The sequence below is a fragment of the Streptomyces sp. DSM 110735 genome (assembly GCF_016482685.1).
Lineage (GTDB): Bacteria > Actinomycetota > Actinomycetes > Streptomycetales > Streptomycetaceae > Streptomyces.
The window spans coordinates 102,610-117,565 of the sequence record NZ_JACYHF010000001.1 but is presented as its reverse complement, the minus strand read 5'-3'; the positions used below and the strand labels follow the sequence as shown (position 1 = coordinate 117,565).

The 14,956-nt window shown below is 69.0% G+C and carries 20 protein-coding genes and 2 pseudogenes; 15 read left to right on the top strand and 7 right to left on the bottom strand.

Annotation, left to right across the window (positions count from 1 at the left end):
* Positions 1 to 52 precede the first annotated feature (52 nt).
* From IF655_RS00505 to crcB, 5 genes are all read left to right on the top strand, one after another.
* On the top strand, positions 53 to 1,105 hold the full coding sequence (locus IF655_RS00505; protein ID WP_206775266.1) for a permease: 1,053 nt from the start codon (positions 53 to 55) through the stop codon (positions 1,103 to 1,105).
* A complete protein-coding gene (locus IF655_RS00500) occupies positions 1,102 to 2,097 on the top strand; it encodes a TIGR03943 family protein (protein WP_199581387.1) in 996 nt (331 codons plus the stop codon). The genes IF655_RS00505 and IF655_RS00500 overlap by 4 nt, the downstream gene beginning before the upstream one ends.
* 257 nt (positions 2,098 to 2,354) lie before the next feature.
* Positions 2,355 to 2,840: a CrcB family protein gene (locus tag IF655_RS00495; RefSeq protein WP_199581386.1), complete on the top strand. Its 486-nt coding sequence runs from the start codon at positions 2,355 to 2,357 to the stop codon at positions 2,838 to 2,840.
* Positions 2,837 to 3,190: a DUF190 domain-containing protein gene (locus IF655_RS00490; protein WP_199581385.1), complete on the top strand. Its 354-nt coding sequence runs from the start codon at positions 2,837 to 2,839 to the stop codon at positions 3,188 to 3,190. Before IF655_RS00495 ends, IF655_RS00490 begins: the two co-directional genes overlap by 4 nt.
* Entirely contained in the window at positions 3,187 to 3,561 is a 375-nt protein-coding gene (gene crcB / locus IF655_RS00485) for a fluoride efflux transporter CrcB (protein ID WP_199581384.1), read from the top strand. Before IF655_RS00490 ends, crcB begins: the two co-directional genes overlap by 4 nt.
* 21 nt (positions 3,562 to 3,582) lie before the next feature.
* On the opposite strand, the gene IF655_RS00480 is transcribed toward crcB, so the two are convergent.
* On the bottom strand, positions 3,583 to 4,053 hold the full coding sequence (locus tag IF655_RS00480) for a nuclear transport factor 2 family protein (RefSeq protein WP_199581383.1): 471 nt from the start codon (positions 4,051 to 4,053) through the stop codon (positions 3,583 to 3,585).
* 94 nt (positions 4,054 to 4,147) lie between these two features.
* On the opposite strand from IF655_RS00480, the gene IF655_RS00475 reads away from it, so the two are divergent.
* Positions 4,148 to 5,326: a low temperature requirement protein A gene (locus IF655_RS00475; RefSeq protein WP_199581382.1), complete on the top strand. Its 1,179-nt coding sequence runs from the start codon at positions 4,148 to 4,150 to the stop codon at positions 5,324 to 5,326.
* Positions 5,327 to 5,396: 70 nt separating this feature from the next.
* Here the strand turns inward: IF655_RS00475 and rpsN are convergent, their stop codons facing one another.
* Both rpsN and rpmB read right to left on the bottom strand, forming a co-directional pair.
* Complete coding sequence (gene rpsN / locus IF655_RS00470; protein ID WP_199581381.1) at positions 5,397 to 5,702, bottom strand: 30S ribosomal protein S14; 306 nt, start codon at positions 5,700 to 5,702, stop codon at positions 5,397 to 5,399.
* Positions 5,702 to 5,938: a 50S ribosomal protein L28 gene (rpmB, locus tag IF655_RS00465; RefSeq protein ID WP_199581380.1), complete on the bottom strand. Its 237-nt coding sequence runs from the start codon at positions 5,936 to 5,938 to the stop codon at positions 5,702 to 5,704. Before rpmB ends, rpsN begins: the two co-directional genes overlap by 1 nt.
* Positions 5,939 to 6,055: 117 nt before the next feature.
* Between rpmB and rpmG the strand changes: the two genes are divergently transcribed.
* From rpmG to IF655_RS00445, 4 genes and pseudogenes are all read left to right on the top strand, one after another.
* Positions 6,056 to 6,220 (top strand): 50S ribosomal protein L33, encoded by a 165-nt coding sequence (gene rpmG / locus IF655_RS00460; RefSeq protein ID WP_199581379.1) that lies wholly within the window; start codon positions 6,056 to 6,058, stop codon positions 6,218 to 6,220.
* Positions 6,221 to 6,225: 5 nt separating this feature from the next.
* Positions 6,226 to 6,486 (top strand): annotated as a pseudogene (locus IF655_RS00455) (type B 50S ribosomal protein L31); the annotation flags it as partial.
* A 109-nt stretch (positions 6,487 to 6,595) separates the two neighbouring features.
* Positions 6,596 to 7,739: pseudogene (locus IF655_RS00450) on the top strand (GTP-binding protein).
* Between the two features lie 61 nt (positions 7,740 to 7,800).
* A complete protein-coding gene (locus IF655_RS00445) occupies positions 7,801 to 8,343 on the top strand; it encodes a hypothetical protein (RefSeq protein ID WP_199581378.1) in 543 nt (180 codons plus the stop codon).
* Between the two features lie 12 nt (positions 8,344 to 8,355).
* Here the strand turns inward: IF655_RS00445 and IF655_RS00440 are convergent, their stop codons facing one another.
* Both IF655_RS00440 and IF655_RS00435 read right to left on the bottom strand, forming a co-directional pair.
* Positions 8,356 to 9,180 (bottom strand): alpha/beta fold hydrolase, encoded by an 825-nt coding sequence (locus IF655_RS00440; protein WP_199581377.1) that lies wholly within the window; start codon positions 9,178 to 9,180, stop codon positions 8,356 to 8,358.
* Positions 9,181 to 9,282: 102 nt separating this feature from the next.
* Positions 9,283 to 9,981, bottom strand: a complete 699-nt coding sequence (locus tag IF655_RS00435; RefSeq protein ID WP_199581376.1) for a nucleotidyltransferase domain-containing protein — start codon at positions 9,979 to 9,981, stop codon at positions 9,283 to 9,285.
* 210 nt (positions 9,982 to 10,191) lie between these two features.
* On the opposite strand from IF655_RS00435, the gene IF655_RS00430 reads away from it, so the two are divergent.
* The 4 genes from IF655_RS00430 (at position 10,192) to IF655_RS00415 (ending at position 12,168) form a co-directional block, all read left to right on the top strand.
* Positions 10,192 to 10,650, top strand: a complete 459-nt coding sequence (locus IF655_RS00430; protein WP_199581375.1) for a lactococcin 972 family bacteriocin — start codon at positions 10,192 to 10,194, stop codon at positions 10,648 to 10,650.
* A 54-nt stretch (positions 10,651 to 10,704) separates the two neighbouring features.
* Complete coding sequence (locus tag IF655_RS00425; protein WP_307814831.1) at positions 10,705 to 11,292, top strand: hypothetical protein; 588 nt, start codon at positions 10,705 to 10,707, stop codon at positions 11,290 to 11,292.
* Positions 11,293 to 11,521: 229 nt separating this feature from the next.
* Positions 11,522 to 11,800 (top strand): hypothetical protein, encoded by a 279-nt coding sequence (locus IF655_RS00420; protein ID WP_206775265.1) that lies wholly within the window; start codon positions 11,522 to 11,524, stop codon positions 11,798 to 11,800.
* Positions 11,797 to 12,168, top strand: coding sequence for a hypothetical protein (locus IF655_RS00415; RefSeq protein ID WP_199581372.1), 372 nt, complete (start codon positions 11,797 to 11,799; stop codon positions 12,166 to 12,168). Before IF655_RS00420 ends, IF655_RS00415 begins: the two co-directional genes overlap by 4 nt.
* A 519-nt stretch (positions 12,169 to 12,687) precedes the next feature.
* Here IF655_RS00415 and IF655_RS00410 read toward each other — a convergent pair.
* Positions 12,688 to 13,101 carry a hypothetical protein gene (locus IF655_RS00410; RefSeq protein WP_199581371.1) on the bottom strand — a complete coding sequence of 138 codons (414 nt, stop codon included), beginning with the start codon at positions 13,099 to 13,101 and terminating at the stop codon, positions 12,688 to 12,690.
* A 99-nt stretch (positions 13,102 to 13,200) separates the two neighbouring features.
* Here IF655_RS00410 and IF655_RS00405 point away from each other — a divergent pair, with 99 nt between their 5' ends.
* A complete protein-coding gene (locus IF655_RS00405) occupies positions 13,201 to 13,971 on the top strand; it encodes a transposase (RefSeq protein WP_199581370.1) in 771 nt (256 codons plus the stop codon).
* A gap of 65 nt (positions 13,972 to 14,036) precedes the next feature.
* Here the strand turns inward: IF655_RS00405 and fabD are convergent, their stop codons facing one another.
* A complete protein-coding gene (gene fabD, locus IF655_RS00400) occupies positions 14,037 to 14,906 on the bottom strand; it encodes an ACP S-malonyltransferase (protein ID WP_277952640.1) in 870 nt (289 codons plus the stop codon).
* Positions 14,907 to 14,956 lie beyond the last annotated feature (50 nt).

The following is a 14,956-nucleotide window of genomic DNA, read 5'->3' as shown; positions in this document are numbered from 1 at the left end:
CGCGCGCACGCCGCTCGCATATCGTCGGCCACACCCGACATCCGGAGTGAAAATGGGAAAAACGGATGAATTGGTGGGTGTGGTCGACAGGGCGGCGACGGTCGTGGCCGCCCCGCCGGTGCGCACCCCCGTCGTACGCCCCCGGTCCCGGCCGCGCCCCGTCGCCGTGGCCCTCGTCGCGGCGGTCGCCCTCGGCATCGCGGTGCTGCTGCTCACCGGCACCGGATGGCTCGACCAGCCCGCCGTCCAGGCGTGGCGCACCGTCTGCCTCGCCATCGCCGTCCAGGCGCTGCCCTTCCTGCTGCTCGGCACCGTCCTGTCCGGCGCCATCAACGCCTTCGTCCCCGCCGACCTGTTCACCCGGGTCCTGCCCAAGCGAGCCGCGCTCGCGGTGCCGGTCGCGGGGGTGGCGGGCGCGGTCCTTCCGGGGTGCGAGTGCGCCTCGGTGCCGGTGGCGAACAGCCTGATCAGACGGGGTGTCACCCCCGCCGCCGCCTTCGCCTTCCTGCTCTCCGCGCCCGCCATCAACCCGGTCGTGCTCACCGCCACCGCCGTCGCCTTCCCGGGCAACCCCGCGATGGTCGCCGCCCGGCTGCTCGCCTCGCTGGCCACCGCCGCCGTGATGGGCTGGCTGTGGCTCTGCTTCGGCAAGGAGAAGTGGCTGCGCCCTGCCGTACGGCACTCCGGACACGCGCACGGACAGAGCCGCTGGACGGAGTTCCGGCACGGTTTCCAGTACGACTTCCTGCACGCGGGCGGCTTCCTCGTCCTCGGCGCGATGGCCGCCGCCACCTTCAACGTCGCCGTCCCGCGCTCGGTCCTCGACACCTTCTCCGGCTCGCCCTGGCTGGCGGTGCCCTTCCTCGCCGGACTCGCCGTACTGCTCGCGGTGTGCTCGGAGGCGGACGCGTTCGTGGCGGCGTCGCTCACGGGGTTCTCACCCATGGCCCGGCTCACTTTCATGGTGGTCGGACCCATGGTGGACCTGAAACTGATCGCCCTTCAGGCGGGCACGTTCGGGCGCGCGTTCGCGCTCCGCTTCTCGGCGGCGACGACGGTCGTGGCGGTCGCCGCGAGTGTCCTGGTCGGAGGGGGACTGCTGTGAGACGGACCGTACAGAGCGCCCTGCTGCTGCTCACCGGCGCGGGACTGCTCCACTCCTCGCTCCTCACGACGCTGTATCTGCGGTACGTGAAGGAGGGGCTGCGTCCGCTGCTCGTGGCGTCGGGCGTGGTGCTGATCGCGCTGGGGGTGGTGAACCTGGTGCTGGAGCTGCGCGAGGGGCGACGGCGGTCGGGTGGGGGGACGGATCGTGTGGGCTCCGGACATGTGGGTCACGGAGATGTGGGTCACGGAGATGTGGGTCACGGGCACACAGGGTGTGACCACATGTGCGGCGACGACATGTGCCGTGCCCACACGGGCGCCGCCGACATGTGCCGCGACCACACGGGCGCCGACCACATGTGCCGCGATCACACGGGCGCCGACTACATGTGCCGCGACCACACAGGTCAGGAGCACATGGAGCACGCCCACCCAGACCCGGGACACGACCACGGTCACGACCACTCCCGCGCCCCCAAGGTCGCCTGGCTCCTCGCCCTCCCCGCCCTCAGCCTCCTCGTCTGGGCGCCACCCGCCCTCGGCGCCTACACCGCCTCCCACGCGAGCACGAAGTCGGCGCCCCCGGTGCGGCAGACCCGCTTCGAGCCGCTCCCCGCCTCCACGGCGCCCGTCCCCCTGACCCTGACCGGCTTCACCAACCGCGTCCAGCAGGACCCGGCGAGGTCGCTCAAGGATCGCGCGGTCCAGTTGACCGGCTTCGTGACGCCGGGCGGCGCGGACGGCGGCTGGTACCTGACCCGGATCATCTTCACCTGCTGCGCCGCCGACTCCCAGACGGTGAAGCTCCGCATGTACGGCTCCGACGCCCCGCCCGCCAACACCTGGCTCTCGGTCACCGGCACCTGGCACCCGACCGGCACCCTCGGCACCAGGTCGGCGGCGGCAGCGCTGGACGTCCACGAGACCCGCCCCATGGCGCAGCCGATCAACGCCTACACGGACGACCTGCCGCTGACCGTCGGCTCGTAGAGCCGCAGAGCCGTAGAGCCTCCTTGGCGCCGCAGGAGCCGCCGGGAGCCGCAGGACCCGGGGTCCGCCGGTGACGTTGACGTGGTCACTCACCGCGGGCCCCGGGTAGGCTGGGTGACCTGCCGTGCCCTCGGGGTGCGGCGCGGCGGTGGGGCTCGCCGTACCCGAACCGCGGCATCGGCGCCGCCAACAGTCCCTGCTTGCGATGGAGTGTGCCCGTGTGCGCGGGCCCCGGGCGAGTAGGGAGACGTACCTTCATGACAGCATCGCGACCCGCCACGGCGAGAGAACCCGTGGACCCCGACGTCGATCTGCGCGTACCCCGTGAACGCGCGCGGTCCTGGCGGGCTCAGGCGCCCGTCGTGGCCGTCGTCTCGGTGGGCGGCGCGATCGGCGCGACGGCGCGGTACGCGGGCTCGCTGCTGTGGCCGACGGCAGCCGACGGATTCCCGTGGACCACCTTCGTGATCAACGTGACCGGCTGCGCGGTGATCGGCGTCTTCCTGGTCCTCGTCAGCGAGGTGTGGACCGCCCACCGCCTGCTGCGCCCCTTCTTCGGCACCGGCGTGCTCGGCGGGTACACCACCTTCTCGACGTACGCCGTCGAGATCGAGCGGCTCGTGAACGCGGGCGAGGCACGCACCGCCCTCCTCTACCTCGCCGCGACCCTGTTCGCGGCTCTCGGCGCGGTGGCCCTCACGGTCACGGCCACGCGCCGCGTCTTCGCCTGGAGGCAGTCATGACGGCGACACGGCTGACCGGAGACGCCCTGCGGGTGACGATCTTCATCGGTGAGCACGACACCTACCACCACAAGCCGCTCTACAGCGAGATCGTCCACCGCGCGCACGCGGCCGGACTCGCGGGCGCGAGCGTCTTCCGGGGCATCGAGGGCTTCGGCGCGACCTCCCTGATCCACACCGCCCGGCTGCTGTCCCTCAACGAGGACCTGCCGGTGGCGATCGTGATCGTGGACACGGAGGACCGGGTGCGGGCGTTCCTGCCCCAGTTGGACGAGCTGGTGTCCTCGGGGCTGGTGATCCTGGACGACTGCGAGGTCATCCGCTACGTGGGCAAGGAGAGGCACGCGTGAACTGGCTGCTGGTGATCGTCGGAGGCATGGCGGGCGCCCCGCTGCGCTACCTGACCGACCGCTTCGTGCAGAAACGCCACGACGCCGTGTTCCCCTGGGGCACCTTCACCGTCAACGTGATCGGCTGCTTCATCCTCGGTCTCCTGACCGGCGCGGTGGTCGCGGGCGCGGCGTCCGGCAACGTCCAGCTCCTGCTCGGCACCGGTCTCTGCGGCGCCCTGACCACGTACTCCACCTTCTCCTTCGAAACCCTCCGCCTGGCAGAGGACGGCGCCCGCTTCCTCGCCGCCGCCAACGTGGTCGCCAGCCTGGTGGCGGGGCTGGGAGCGGCGTTCGTGGGAACGGCGGTGGCGGAGGCGATCTGGGTCTGAGGACCGTCTGAGGACCGGACCTCAGAGCCCGAGGTCCGACAACCCCGGGTGATCGTCGGGGCGTCGGCCGAGTGGCCAGTGGTATGTGCGCTCGTCCTCGGTGATCGGCAGGTCGTTGATGGAGGCGAGCCGGACCCGCATGAGGCCGTTCTCGTCGAACTCCCAGTTCTCGTTGCCGTAGGAGCGGAACCAGGTGCCGGAGTCGTCGTGCCACTCGTACGCGAACCGCACGGCGATCCGGTCCCCGGTGAAGGCCCACAGCTCCTTGATCAGCCGGTAGTCGAGTTCGCGGGCCCACTTGCGGGTGAGGAAGGCGACGATCTCGTCCCGGCCGCGGAGGAACTCGGCGCGGTTGCGCCAGCGGCTGTCGGGCGAGTAGGCGAGGGCGACCTTCTCCGGATCGCGCGAGTTCCAGCCGTCCTCCGCGAGCCGTACCTTCTCGACGGCGCTCTCGCGGGTGAAGGGGGGAAGCGGCGGGCGGGCGTCGGCCATGACAACTCCAGGGGCTGGGGTCCTCCATTGCACCGCGCGACGGCGAGTGATCGCATCCGAGCCCGGTGCGGGCGCCGCCACTACGGTGTCCGGCATGAACCAGTCACAACCCATCGGAAACGGCAGGTCCTGGTACCGCCCCATGGTCGCCCGCCCCACCGACGAGCGGCACCGCGTCGCCACCGTCCTGGAGCTGTTCTTCGACCTCTGCTTCGTCACCGCGGTCGCGGAGGCAGCCGCGGCGTTCGAGCACGAGCTGGCGGGCGGCCACACCGGACACGGCGTGCTCGGCTACGCGCTCGTCTTCTTCGCCATCTGGTGGGCGTGGATGAATTTCACCTGGTTCGCCTCCGCCTACGACACCGACGACGTGCCGTACCGCGTCCTCACCCTGATCCAGATCACCGGCGCCCTCGTCATGGCGGCCGGCACCGCCAAGGCGCTGGAGCACTACGACTTCGCGGTCGTCACCTACGGCTACGTCGTCATGCGGCTGGCCATGGTCAGCCAGTGGCTGCGCGCCGCCCGCTCCGACCCCGATCGCCGCCGCTCCAGCCTGCGCTACGCGACCGGCATCCTCGTCGTCCAGATCGGCTGGGTCGCCCGGCTCGCCCTGCCCCACGACCTGGGTCTGCCGTCCTTCCTCGTCCTCGCCGTCGCGGAACTCGCCGTACCCGCCTGGGCCGAGCGCGCCGAACGCACCACCTGGCACCCGCACCACATCGCCGAGCGGTACGGCCTGTTCACCCTCATCGTGCTGGGCGAGTCCATCACCGCGGCGACGGCGACCGTACGCACCGCCCTCGACACCGCCGTCTCCCTCGGCGACATCGCCCCGCTGGTCGTCGGCGGCATCCTCACCGTCTTCGCGATGTGGTGGCTCTACTTCACCCAGGACGCCGCCGAACGCCTCACCTCCCTGCGCACGGCCCTCCTGTGGGGCTACGGCCACTACGTCGTCTTCGCCTCGGCGGCTGCCGCGGGTGCGGGACTGGCGGTCGAGATCGCCCACCTGACCGGTCACGCCCACCTGAGCAGGCTCGCGGTGGCGGCGGCGTACACCGTCCCGGTGGCGCTGTACCTCCTGGTCCTGCGCCTCCTGCACCGCCATGGGCGCGGGGGTGCGCTGGACGTGGTGTGGGGCGCGGGGATCCTCGCGGTGCTGGCGGTGACCTTCACACCGAGCCCGGTGCTGGCCACGGGGTGCGTGATGTCGGTGCTGGTGGGGGCGGTGGTGGTGCTGGGGGAGCGGAGGAGGCGGGGGCGGGGCTGACGCCGCCGTGGCTGAGGAGGCGGGGCGGGTCTGACGCCGCCGTGGCTGAGGAGGGGCGGTGGTCCGGGGTTCACCAACTGCTCTTGGTCACCCCCGGCAGCTCGCCCGCGTGCGCCAGCTCCCGTACCCGGATGCGGGACAGCCCGAAGGCTCGCAGATGCCCGCGCGGGCGCCCGTCCACGGCGTCCCGGTTCCGCACCCGGGTGGCACTCGCGTCCCGGGGCTGGCGCCGCAACTCCCGCTGAGCCGCCGCCTTTTCGGCATCACTGGAACGCGTCGACGCGATGACCGCCTTGAGCAGGGCGCGGCGCGCGGCGTAACGCGCCACCACCAGGCGCCGCTTCTCGTTCTTCGCGATCTTGCTCTTCTTCGCCATCAGACGTTCCCTCCCCGCGCGCGGATGCGCGCCACCGCCGCCTCGATCCCGATCGTGTCCACCGTCTTCACGCCCTTGGCCGAGAGCGTCAGCCGCACATGGCGACCCTCGCTGGGCAGCCAGTAGCGCTTGCGCTGGATGTTCGGGTCGAAGCGGCGCTTGGTACGGCGGTGGGAGTGCGAGACGCGGTGCCCGAACCCCGGGCTGCGACCGGTGAGTTGGCAGTGGGCGGACATGGGGGTGCCTCCTGGTGTGGCTGCTGGGGTCGACCGGTGGACGGTGTGGTCGATGCGACGCGGAGCACGCTACCAGCTAAATGAAAATGAGAACCACTTTCATGTATGGTCCGAGTCATGGCACGCAACGAACTCCGTCCCGTCATCAAGCTGAGGTCCACCGCGGGCACCGGCTACACCTACGTCACCCGCAAGGACCGCCGTAACGACCCCGACCGCCTCACGCTGCGCAAGTACGACCCGGTCGCGGGCCGCCACGTCGACTTCCGCGAGGAGCGCTGAACCCGATGAAGCGAGGAATCCATCCCGAGTACGCCCCGGTCGTCTTCCGCGACCGCGCGGCGGGCTTCGCCTTCCTGACCAGGTCGACGGCGACGAGCGAACGGACCGTGGAGTGGGAGGACGGTCGCACGTACCCCGTGATCGACGTCGAGATCTCCTCGGCGAGCCACCCCTTCTACACCGGCACGCGACGGGTGCTGGACGTGGCGGGACGGGTGGAGAGGTTCGAGCGGAGGTACGGGGGCGGGGCGCGCGGGGAGGCGCGGGGCGTGAGGGCGCGGGGCGTGAGGGCGCGGGACGTGAGGGCGCGGGACGTGAGGGCGCGGGGCATGAGGGCGCCGGAGGCGAAGGCGCCGGACGCGAAAGGGGTGACCGATGACCGGCGCCCCCACGACGCCCCGCCTCCCCGTGGCACTCGTCGCCGGGCTCCACGCGGACGCCCGCCGTGCCGCCGTGGCGGAGATCCTCCGTACGGTCCCCGGCACGGTGGTCCTCCACCACGACCTCACGTCGGCGACGGAGAGCGCGGTGCGGTGGACGGTACGGGACGCCACGGGGCTGCTGACCAGCGGCGACGCCCCGCTGGTCAACGACTGCGCCTGCTGCGCCCTGCGCGAGCACCTCGTACCCGAACTCGTGCGCCTGGCAGAGCAGTTCCGCTACCGACTGGCCGTGGTGGAGCTGTGGGACTCGGTGGAACCCCAGTCCATGGCCCCGGTGATCGCCGCGGCGGGCGCCCCGCTGACCCTGACCGGGGTGGCGACGGCGGTGGACCCGGCGCTGATCCTCCCCTACCTCGCCAACGGCGACGACCTGGCGGAGGTCGGTCTGGCCGCCGCGCCGACGGACCGGCGGACGGTGGGGGACACGTACGCGAGGCAGTTGGAGTACCCGACGGTAGTGGCGAAGCTGCCGGGGGAGTCGGCGGAGGACGCGGCGCTACTGACCCAACTAACATCAGGCGCCCGCAAGTTGACGATCGGGACGTCGCGACTGGGCGAAGCCCTCCTGAGCGGTTTCGACGCGACGGCGGCGGCAGCCCGCGACCGCGCTGCTCCCGCAGGACTGCGACGCCCACGGGGTGTCGACCTTCGTCTGGCGCCGCGACCGCCCCTTCCACCCCCACCGCCTCTACACCGCCCTGGAGGACCTGACCTGCGCCGCCACCCGCAGCCGGGGCCGCTTCTGGCTCGCGGACCACCCCGACACCCTCCTCTCCTGGGAAGCGGCGGGCGGCGCCCTCTGCGTGGAGCCGGCCGGCCCGTGGCTGGCGGCGCTCCCGGACGCGGCGTGGGACTTCGTCCCCGTCGAACGCCGCCTGGCGGCAGCGGTGGACTGGCACCCGGAACACGGCGACCGCTGCCAGCACTTGACGTTCACATCCCCGGAACTGGACGCGGAAGCCCTGGAGTTGCTCCTGGACTCCTGCCTCCTGACGAACGAGGAGTACGAGGCGGGCCGCCCAGCCTGGCGCCACTTCCCCTCCCCCTTCGGCGAGTTGCTGGACCTGACTCGCTAAGAACGAGTAAGGGATGCCGGTCCGGACGATGACGGACTCCACCCTGTGCCAAGCTCCCGCCATGGGGTGGACCTTCAAAGCGCACGGCGCCCTCGCCTACGCACTGGGTTTGACATTGCTGGCGCTGACAGCCCTGACCTGGCTGCCCGCCGTGGCGCTTCGCATACCGCCGACAGCCCTCACCTGGCTCACGGCGGCGATCCTCGCCCTGCTGATCCCGACCTTCCTGTCCGCCGGAATCCGCGCCTTTCTCGCCCGGGCGGACCGCCACACCACCTGGCAGGCTTTCCGCTGCCTCCCCGCCAAGGTGCAACTGGCCCTGGCCCTGGCAGGCTTGGCGGGCGCCACCCTGCTGGCACTCACCATCTCCGGCGGCGGCAGCCTCCAGAACGCCCGCGAGAAGAACGGCCATTACTACGCCTTCGACACCAGCCCACTGACCCGCCACACCGTCGAGATCTCCCGGACCCAGTACCGAGCCGTCCGCCACGACGAGGGCCGCACCTGGCTCCTGCTCCCGGGCGTGCTCTACGTCGGCGCGGCGTACGCGGTGCTGACCGCAGGGGAGTTGAGGCGAGCGGACCGCGCGTCGGAGGACGCGTAGCCGGGACTCCCCTCACCCCCCGTCGACCGCCCCCAGGAACTCCCGTATCAACTCACTCACCACCACCGGCTGTTCCACCGTGCTGCTGTGCCCCGCCCCCGGCACCACCTCCAGCCGAGCCCCCTGCACACCCGCCGCGATCCGCTCCGACTCGACGGCGGGAGTGGCGGTGTCATCAGCACCGACGGCGACCAGCGTGGGCACGGAGATACGACCCAGCTCGGCGATCACGCTCGGCCGCTCGACCACCCCGAGCACCGCCTTCCGTATGCCCGACCGCCGACAGCGCCGCAGCCGCCGCACCCACTCCTCGACCACGGGTCCGCTCGCCGGAGACGCGAGGAACTCGGGCCCGAACATCTCCGCCTTGACCCGCCCCAGCACCGGTCGCACCCCGGTGACCCGATAGACGCTGGCCAGCAGCCGGTACTCCCCGACCTTCGCGGGATCCTCGACCTCCGCACTGGTGTCGAGCAACGTCAGCGACCGCAGCAACTCCCCGTGCCGCGCCGCGATCCGCTGCCCGACGAACCCGCCCATGGACAGTCCGACGTAATGCACAACCCCGAGCCCGAGCGCCCCGATCAGCGCGACGGCATCCGCGGTAAGGCTGTCCATGTCGTACCCACCCGCCGCCGCCGGAGTCTCCCCCTGCCCCCGCCAGTCGACAGTCACACACCGATACTCCCCCCGCAGCGCCTCCACCTGCGGATGAAACATCCACCCACTGAACAGCAGCCCATGCCCGAATACGACGACAGGCGCGTCAGGCTTCCCGGGCGGCGCCCCGGTGTCGGTGTAGTGGACCGAAACACCATTGACGTCAATCAAGGGCACGCGAGGGCTCCTTCACGCTAAGGGCGGTTCCCCTACGGGGGGCAGCCGAGCGTAAGGGCGCGGGCGGAGATGCTCAACGGTGTGGCGGTACTGGACGCCGGCTCACCCACCCCGCCGATACCCGACCCAAAACCGCCCACCCACCTCCCCCAACACCTCATCCACAACGGACACAAGCAACTCGTCCCGCCCATCGAGCACTTCCCTCACCCCACACCGGAGCCGTTCCCCCAACCCCGGCACAGCCCCCTCCAACCGCCGAGCGAGCCACTTCCCACCCCCACGCCAGGACCGCCGAACAACAAGAGCCAACTCGGCGGTTCGCCGGGCAAGTTCGGTACCGATGAACAACCGCTCACCCGGGTCCCCACTCCCCGCGAGGTCATCGAGCAGATCGGTGAGCGCATACCGAAGGTCGTCGACCTCGTCCCGCGACACCACAGGCGGCCCGGCCTCCACCAACTCCCGCGCCTCGGAGGCGATCCGCGCCCCCACCCCATCCACATCGAACAGCAACTCCCCCTCCGCACACATAAAAAGCAACGGCGACCGCCCCGCCCTCACCTCCCGCCCGACAAAATCCCCCCACGACGCCTCGGTATGCACAAACATCTCCACGTGCCACCCCGACCCGCGAAAACTCACCCGATACGGCGCGGGCTCCCCGTCGAGCAGTACGACGACATCAAGATCCGACATCGCCGTCCGCCGCTCCGTAACGACACTGCCCCCAAGAAACGCGGCCCTGGCGCTGGGATGCCGCTCCAGCACCAGCTCCCGCGCGATCTCCACCAGCTCCATCCGCCCACTATCAACGCTCCGCCCGCTGCCCGCAGGGAATTTCCGGACCGCAGCAAGGCCACGCGTTCATGACCACGCTCGTGAATAGCGCCGCCCGATAACCGTTTCTGGCCGTTTCGTGGCCGTAAATCGGTCAAGCCTTGACCGCCACAGCACCCTCGTAGAGGATCCCTTGGAACCCGCGACGGCGGGGAACGGGGAAGGGACAGCATGAAGAAGTTCGGAAAGGCAATACTTTTCGGTATTTCGGGCGCCGCGCTCGCGGTTTCCGGATTCGCCACGCCGGCGTCCGCCCACGGCTCTCAGAGCAGCCTCATACCTGGGAAGCCCGTCATCCACAAAAGAGGTGACGGGGTCAAGCCGCCCGCGGAGCTGGGCAACCCCTCCGAGTGGGGCGTGGTAAGGCTGGAAATCAAGGATTCCGCCGTGCAGCCGAAAGGCAATACCTGCGAGAACGTGACCCACGGCAAATGGTGCTACGGGTACGATCTCGTGTCGGCCGGAAAGAAGTGCTACTCGAACTACATCGCGGACGTGAAGCACAAGTCGACGGTCAGGGTCCAGAACGTCGACCATCCCAGCGGCTGGGTGGCGAAGGGGGCGACCTCCTACGCCAACTCGACCCAGGGTGCGGCATGGACCTGCTTTGCGTATTACGACAACGCCTGAATCTGTCCGCCGTACGAGGGTTGACCTACAGTGAACTTTTGGGGTGCTCGGGCCGTGTCGTGGGCGATGCCACTCGCGCTCGGCTTGTTGCTCGGCCTGGCCGGACCTGCCGCCGAACGGTGGGGCGGTTTTCCGGGTGAGGCCGTGGGCGCCGTTTTCACCGGTGGGTGGCCGTGGGCCTGTTACGCGTTCCTGGTGGGTTATTTCCGCCGGTCCAAAATCGAATCGGTCGTTCTCGCGCCCCTGGGACTGGCCATCGGTGTCGTGACCTACTACCTCACCAAGGCAAGCCTGGCGTCCCTGAGCGGACTGGATTCCTCGGGCGCGGGATCATCCGGAATCGCCCTCTGGGGCATGCTGGCACTGGTCTTCGGAGCACCCCTCGGCCTCCTGGGAAACATCGCACGCGTACCGGGCATCGGCGGCCTGTTCTTCCGGCTGCTCATTCCCCTGGTGGCCTTCTACGAGACGTCCATGCGCCTGCGCACGGAGTCACGCGGACCGAACCAAGTCGTCCTGACCACCTGGACCACCGTCCGTTTCACGGCCATCGCCGTCGCGGTCGCCCTCGTGGGCCACACGGTCTGGGCTTGGTGGCGCTCCCGCCGTATCCGCTCCACCGAGGTGAGCGTCGGCCCCTGAGGGCTTCGAGCGGCCGCAGACCTCCAGACCGAGGAGATCCACCCACCCCAGCACGAACAGGCCAGCTTCGATCGCGTTTCCGCAGGTCGGAGGGGTTAGCTCGGTTGGTGTCGCATGGCATGGGCGGGGTTCGGGGAGCGGGTTGGCTCAAGGGCGTGCACCCGAAGGGCTCTGCACGCCTGCCCGCCACCCGTTCGACCCCTTCCGATGGATCGACCCGACGGGATTGGTGAAGTGCACTCAGGAGGCGCTCGACAAGGCCTTCGAGATGAACAATACGCCGCGAAAGCTCGAACGCGTCATTGATCCTCCGAAGCACGACTTCGAGGAGATAGTGAAGAATTCGGGAGGACGCGCCGAAGCGTTCCGGCGCATCGTCAACAGCCTCGGGGAGAGCGACGACCTTATCGACGGAGAATTGGTCACCATCCGCGGTGCCATGGTCAAGGGGATACCCCGCGTCGGAACCGCGTTCATCCAGGACAAGTTCCCAGGAAAGACACCATGACGGACCGCCCTGCCACCAGACCGCTCTCCCCCCTCGAACAGCGCGTCCTCGTCAAGCTCCTCTCGGTGGAGTTCCCGGGCGCGCAGGGGCTGAGGAACCAACTGGCGCAGACCCGCGTCACCCGCACCTGGGGGAGCGATTCCCCGAGCATCGATCTGGACGTGCCACCCGGTGTTCCGGCAGCGGCAATCGAGGACGGCGTCATCCCTGCCACCGGTACGGTCACGGACGATTCCGGCGAACTGTTCGGCGAACTGCTGGTCTGGGTGAGCGACGGCAGGCTCTCGGCCCTGGAGTTCTCCTGGTACGGCGACACCGCTCCGACGAAACTCCCGGGTCCCGGACTCGTTACCGTGACGGTGCGGTGAGGCGGAGAGGACCGCGGCTTGAGATTCCTCAGGACCCATCGGAATGGCTCGGGATTCTTCCTGGACCCGTCCGCCCGCCCGTGGCGCCGCTGGCGAGGGGCCCGATGTCACCAGTTCCGTGCGAGTGACGCTGCCCCACTGGTCGGCCGTCCTGGCTCTACTCGGCTGCTTGCAACCAGGGAGTCAGTCACCGAACTCGGCGCCTAGACGGCTCCCCATCCAACCCGCCAAACAGGATCAGGGGCCTGATCCACTTGATGGATCAGGCCCCTGACCTGGTACTACGGCTGTCGAGGTGGCGGGATTTGAACCCACGACCTCTTCGTCCCGAATGAGGTTCGGTTGGAGTCGAGGCCAGGTGCTTTGCTGTGTCGCCTGGTAAAGGCGTTGTGGTCGGGCGGTCTCAGGTGGTCTGGAGGAGGATTAGAGAGTGGGTCGGCTCCCATATGGCTCCCAAGAACCAGAAGAACCAGACGAAGTGCCACTAAGTGCTGTCCCGTAATCCCTCGAGGCTGAGGGTCATGTCGTGCCCGGGTCGGCGCCGATGGCACCGGCCGAGCGCAGCGAACGTCCGAGGTCTCCGGTGAGGATGCGGGGGTGGCGCCGCCACCACCACAGGTCGGGGCCAGGCAGCCTGTGGAAATGATCGAGTGCGTGGCCGTCGTCGTCGACAGTCGCGGCCTTGTACTGCGCGTCCAAGGCTTTGATCCGCGGGGTCCAGAGCTGGACGACGTGTTCGTCCAGCAGGAGCCACGCCTCGTGCAGCCAGTTTCGGCAGTAGAGGTCATTGGTGTACTCGTAGATGTCGTCGCCGTAGCCGCGCTCGATGGCGCTCACCAGGGCAGCCCAGGCGTTCACCCTTTCGGCGACCGTGAACGCCGACCTCCAGCCGCGCTGGTGCAACAGCTCTCCCACCTCGGTTTCAGTAGCCACGGGCGTGAGGCTCTCATGCCGAATCCGTCCGGGCGACCGAGATGTCTCCCGTCAGAGGACGGCGGCCCCGCGCCATGATCAAGGTGAGACGATCTCGCCGTGGCTGGTGTAATCACGGCGTCGGAGCCATCCTGGATAGCCCTGTTCAGCGGGCTGAGCCCGAGGCAGTTCGGGAAGCTGGTAACCGCTCTGAGGCGCCAGGGTGCTGACGCCGTCCGCAAGGGCCGGCCGTGGAGCCTTCCGCTGGAGGACCGGGCCCTGCTGGTCGCGGCCTACTGGCGCACGAACCTGACCATGCGCCAACTCGCCCCGCTGTTCCGGGTGTCCAAGTCGGCAGCGGACCGCATCATCGACCACCTCGGGCCGAGGCTCGCCCTCCAGCCCCGCAAGCGGTTCGCCAAAGACACCGTGCTCATCGTGGACGGCACCCTGGTCCCCACCCGGGATCACACCATCGCCGAGCGGTCGAAGAACTACCGATACTCCACCAACCACCAGGTCGTCATCGACGCCGACACCCGCCTGATCGTCGTGGTCGGTCGACCGCTCGCCGGGAATCGCAACGACTGCAGGGCCTGGGAGGAATCCGGCGCCAAGGCTGCCGTGGGCAACATCATTACGATCGCCGACGGCGGCTACCCAGGCACCGGACTCGTCATCCCTCACCGCCGGCAGCGCGGACAAAGCGAACTCCCGGGCTGGAAGGAGGACCACAACAAGTCCCACAAACAGGTCCGCGCCCGCGTCGAGCACGTCTTCGCCCGCATGAAGACCTGGAAGATCCTCCGCGATTGTCGTTTGAAGGACGACGGTGTCCATCACGCCATGCTCGGCATCGCGCGGATGCACAACCTCGCCCTTTCCGGGTAAGCCAGCGGGTCCCACAGCGGCCAACCGTGCTTGAGTCAACCCGAAGATCATTTACGGGACAGCGCTTAGACCGTCCTGTCCGGACGCTCCCTCATCGCCCTGCTGTGGACCGCCAAAGTCTGTTCGACCATCGGCGTAAGCACCCTCTTAGGGCCGATTTCGATCCAAGTGGTTTCGCCGCGGCTTGCCAGCAGCTGAATGCTCTCCACCCACCGGACCGGGCCCGAAATCTGTTCGCCCAGATGGTGTCCAATCCGGTCTGCAGTGTGAATCGCGCCAGTAATGTTGCTCACCACCGGTATGCGCGGAGCCTTGAGGTCGACCCGGGCCAGTACGCGCTGAAACTCCGACTGGGCTGCCGCCATCAATGGGGAATGGAACGCACCGCTGACGTTCAACGGGACGTAATTTCGCGCCCCGGCATCGAGGAAGTGATCTCTGGCGGCACGCACCTGATCAGGGGAGCCGGAGAGCACGGTCTGATCTGGCGTGTTGTAACCGGCTACCCAAAGTCCGTCTCCGCTCCAGGCTGTGAGAGCGTCGTGCACTGCGTCGGTGTCGAGTCCGACGACCGCCGCCATGGCGCCATCGGCAGCATCCGCCATCAGCTCCCCACGGCGTGCCACCAGGGCGAGTCCGGTGGCGAAGTCGAAGACGTCCGCGATGTGCAATGCGCAGTACTCGCCAAGGCTGTGCCCGAGCAGTGCGCTCGGTTCGATGTAACACTCTCGCCGAACACGCAAGTAGGTCAATATATTCACGACGTACAGCGCGGGCTGGACGAACTTTGTAGAGTTCAACTGCCCGTTTTCGCCGAGACATAGATCGCGGACGGAGTAACCCAGCACCTCGTCCGCGCGTGCCAGGTGCTCAGGGAACTCGTCCAACAGGTCGCGTCCCATTCCCGCATACTGCGAGCCCTGGCCCGCGAACATAATGACTGGCACGGTGTTCCCCTTCTATCAGTTCACCGTCGCGAGATCCG

Coding starts and splice junctions, on each gene's coding strand:
- IF655_RS00480 (WP_199581383.1), bottom strand. CDS start 4,053: ATGGCCGACGCCCGCCCGCCGCTTCCCCCCTTCACCCGCGAGAGCGCC.
- IF655_RS00430 (WP_199581375.1), top strand. CDS start 10,192: ATGAAGAAGTTCGGAAAGGCAATACTTTTCGGTATTTCGGGCGCCGCG.
- rpmG (WP_199581379.1), top strand. CDS start 6,056: ATGGCACGCAACGAACTCCGTCCCGTCATCAAGCTGAGGTCCACCGCG.
- IF655_RS00490 (WP_199581385.1), top strand. CDS start 2,837: ATGACGGCGACACGGCTGACCGGAGACGCCCTGCGGGTGACGATCTTC.
- IF655_RS00445 (WP_199581378.1), top strand. CDS start 7,801: ATGGGGTGGACCTTCAAAGCGCACGGCGCCCTCGCCTACGCACTGGGT.
- rpsN (WP_199581381.1), bottom strand. CDS start 5,702: ATGGCGAAGAAGAGCAAGATCGCGAAGAACGAGAAGCGGCGCCTGGTG.
- IF655_RS00475 (WP_199581382.1), top strand. CDS start 4,148: ATGAACCAGTCACAACCCATCGGAAACGGCAGGTCCTGGTACCGCCCC.
- fabD (WP_277952640.1), bottom strand. CDS start 14,906: ATGTTCGCGGGCCAGGGCTCGCAGTATGCGGGAATGGGACGCGACCTG.
- rpmB (WP_199581380.1), bottom strand. CDS start 5,938: ATGTCCGCCCACTGCCAACTCACCGGTCGCAGCCCGGGGTTCGGGCAC.
- IF655_RS00435 (WP_199581376.1), bottom strand. CDS start 9,981: ATGGAGCTGGTGGAGATCGCGCGGGAGCTGGTGCTGGAGCGGCATCCC.
- IF655_RS00505 (WP_206775266.1), top strand. CDS start 53: ATGGGAAAAACGGATGAATTGGTGGGTGTGGTCGACAGGGCGGCGACG.
- IF655_RS00415 (WP_199581372.1), top strand. CDS start 11,797: ATGACGGACCGCCCTGCCACCAGACCGCTCTCCCCCCTCGAACAGCGC.
- IF655_RS00495 (WP_199581386.1), top strand. CDS start 2,355: ATGACAGCATCGCGACCCGCCACGGCGAGAGAACCCGTGGACCCCGAC.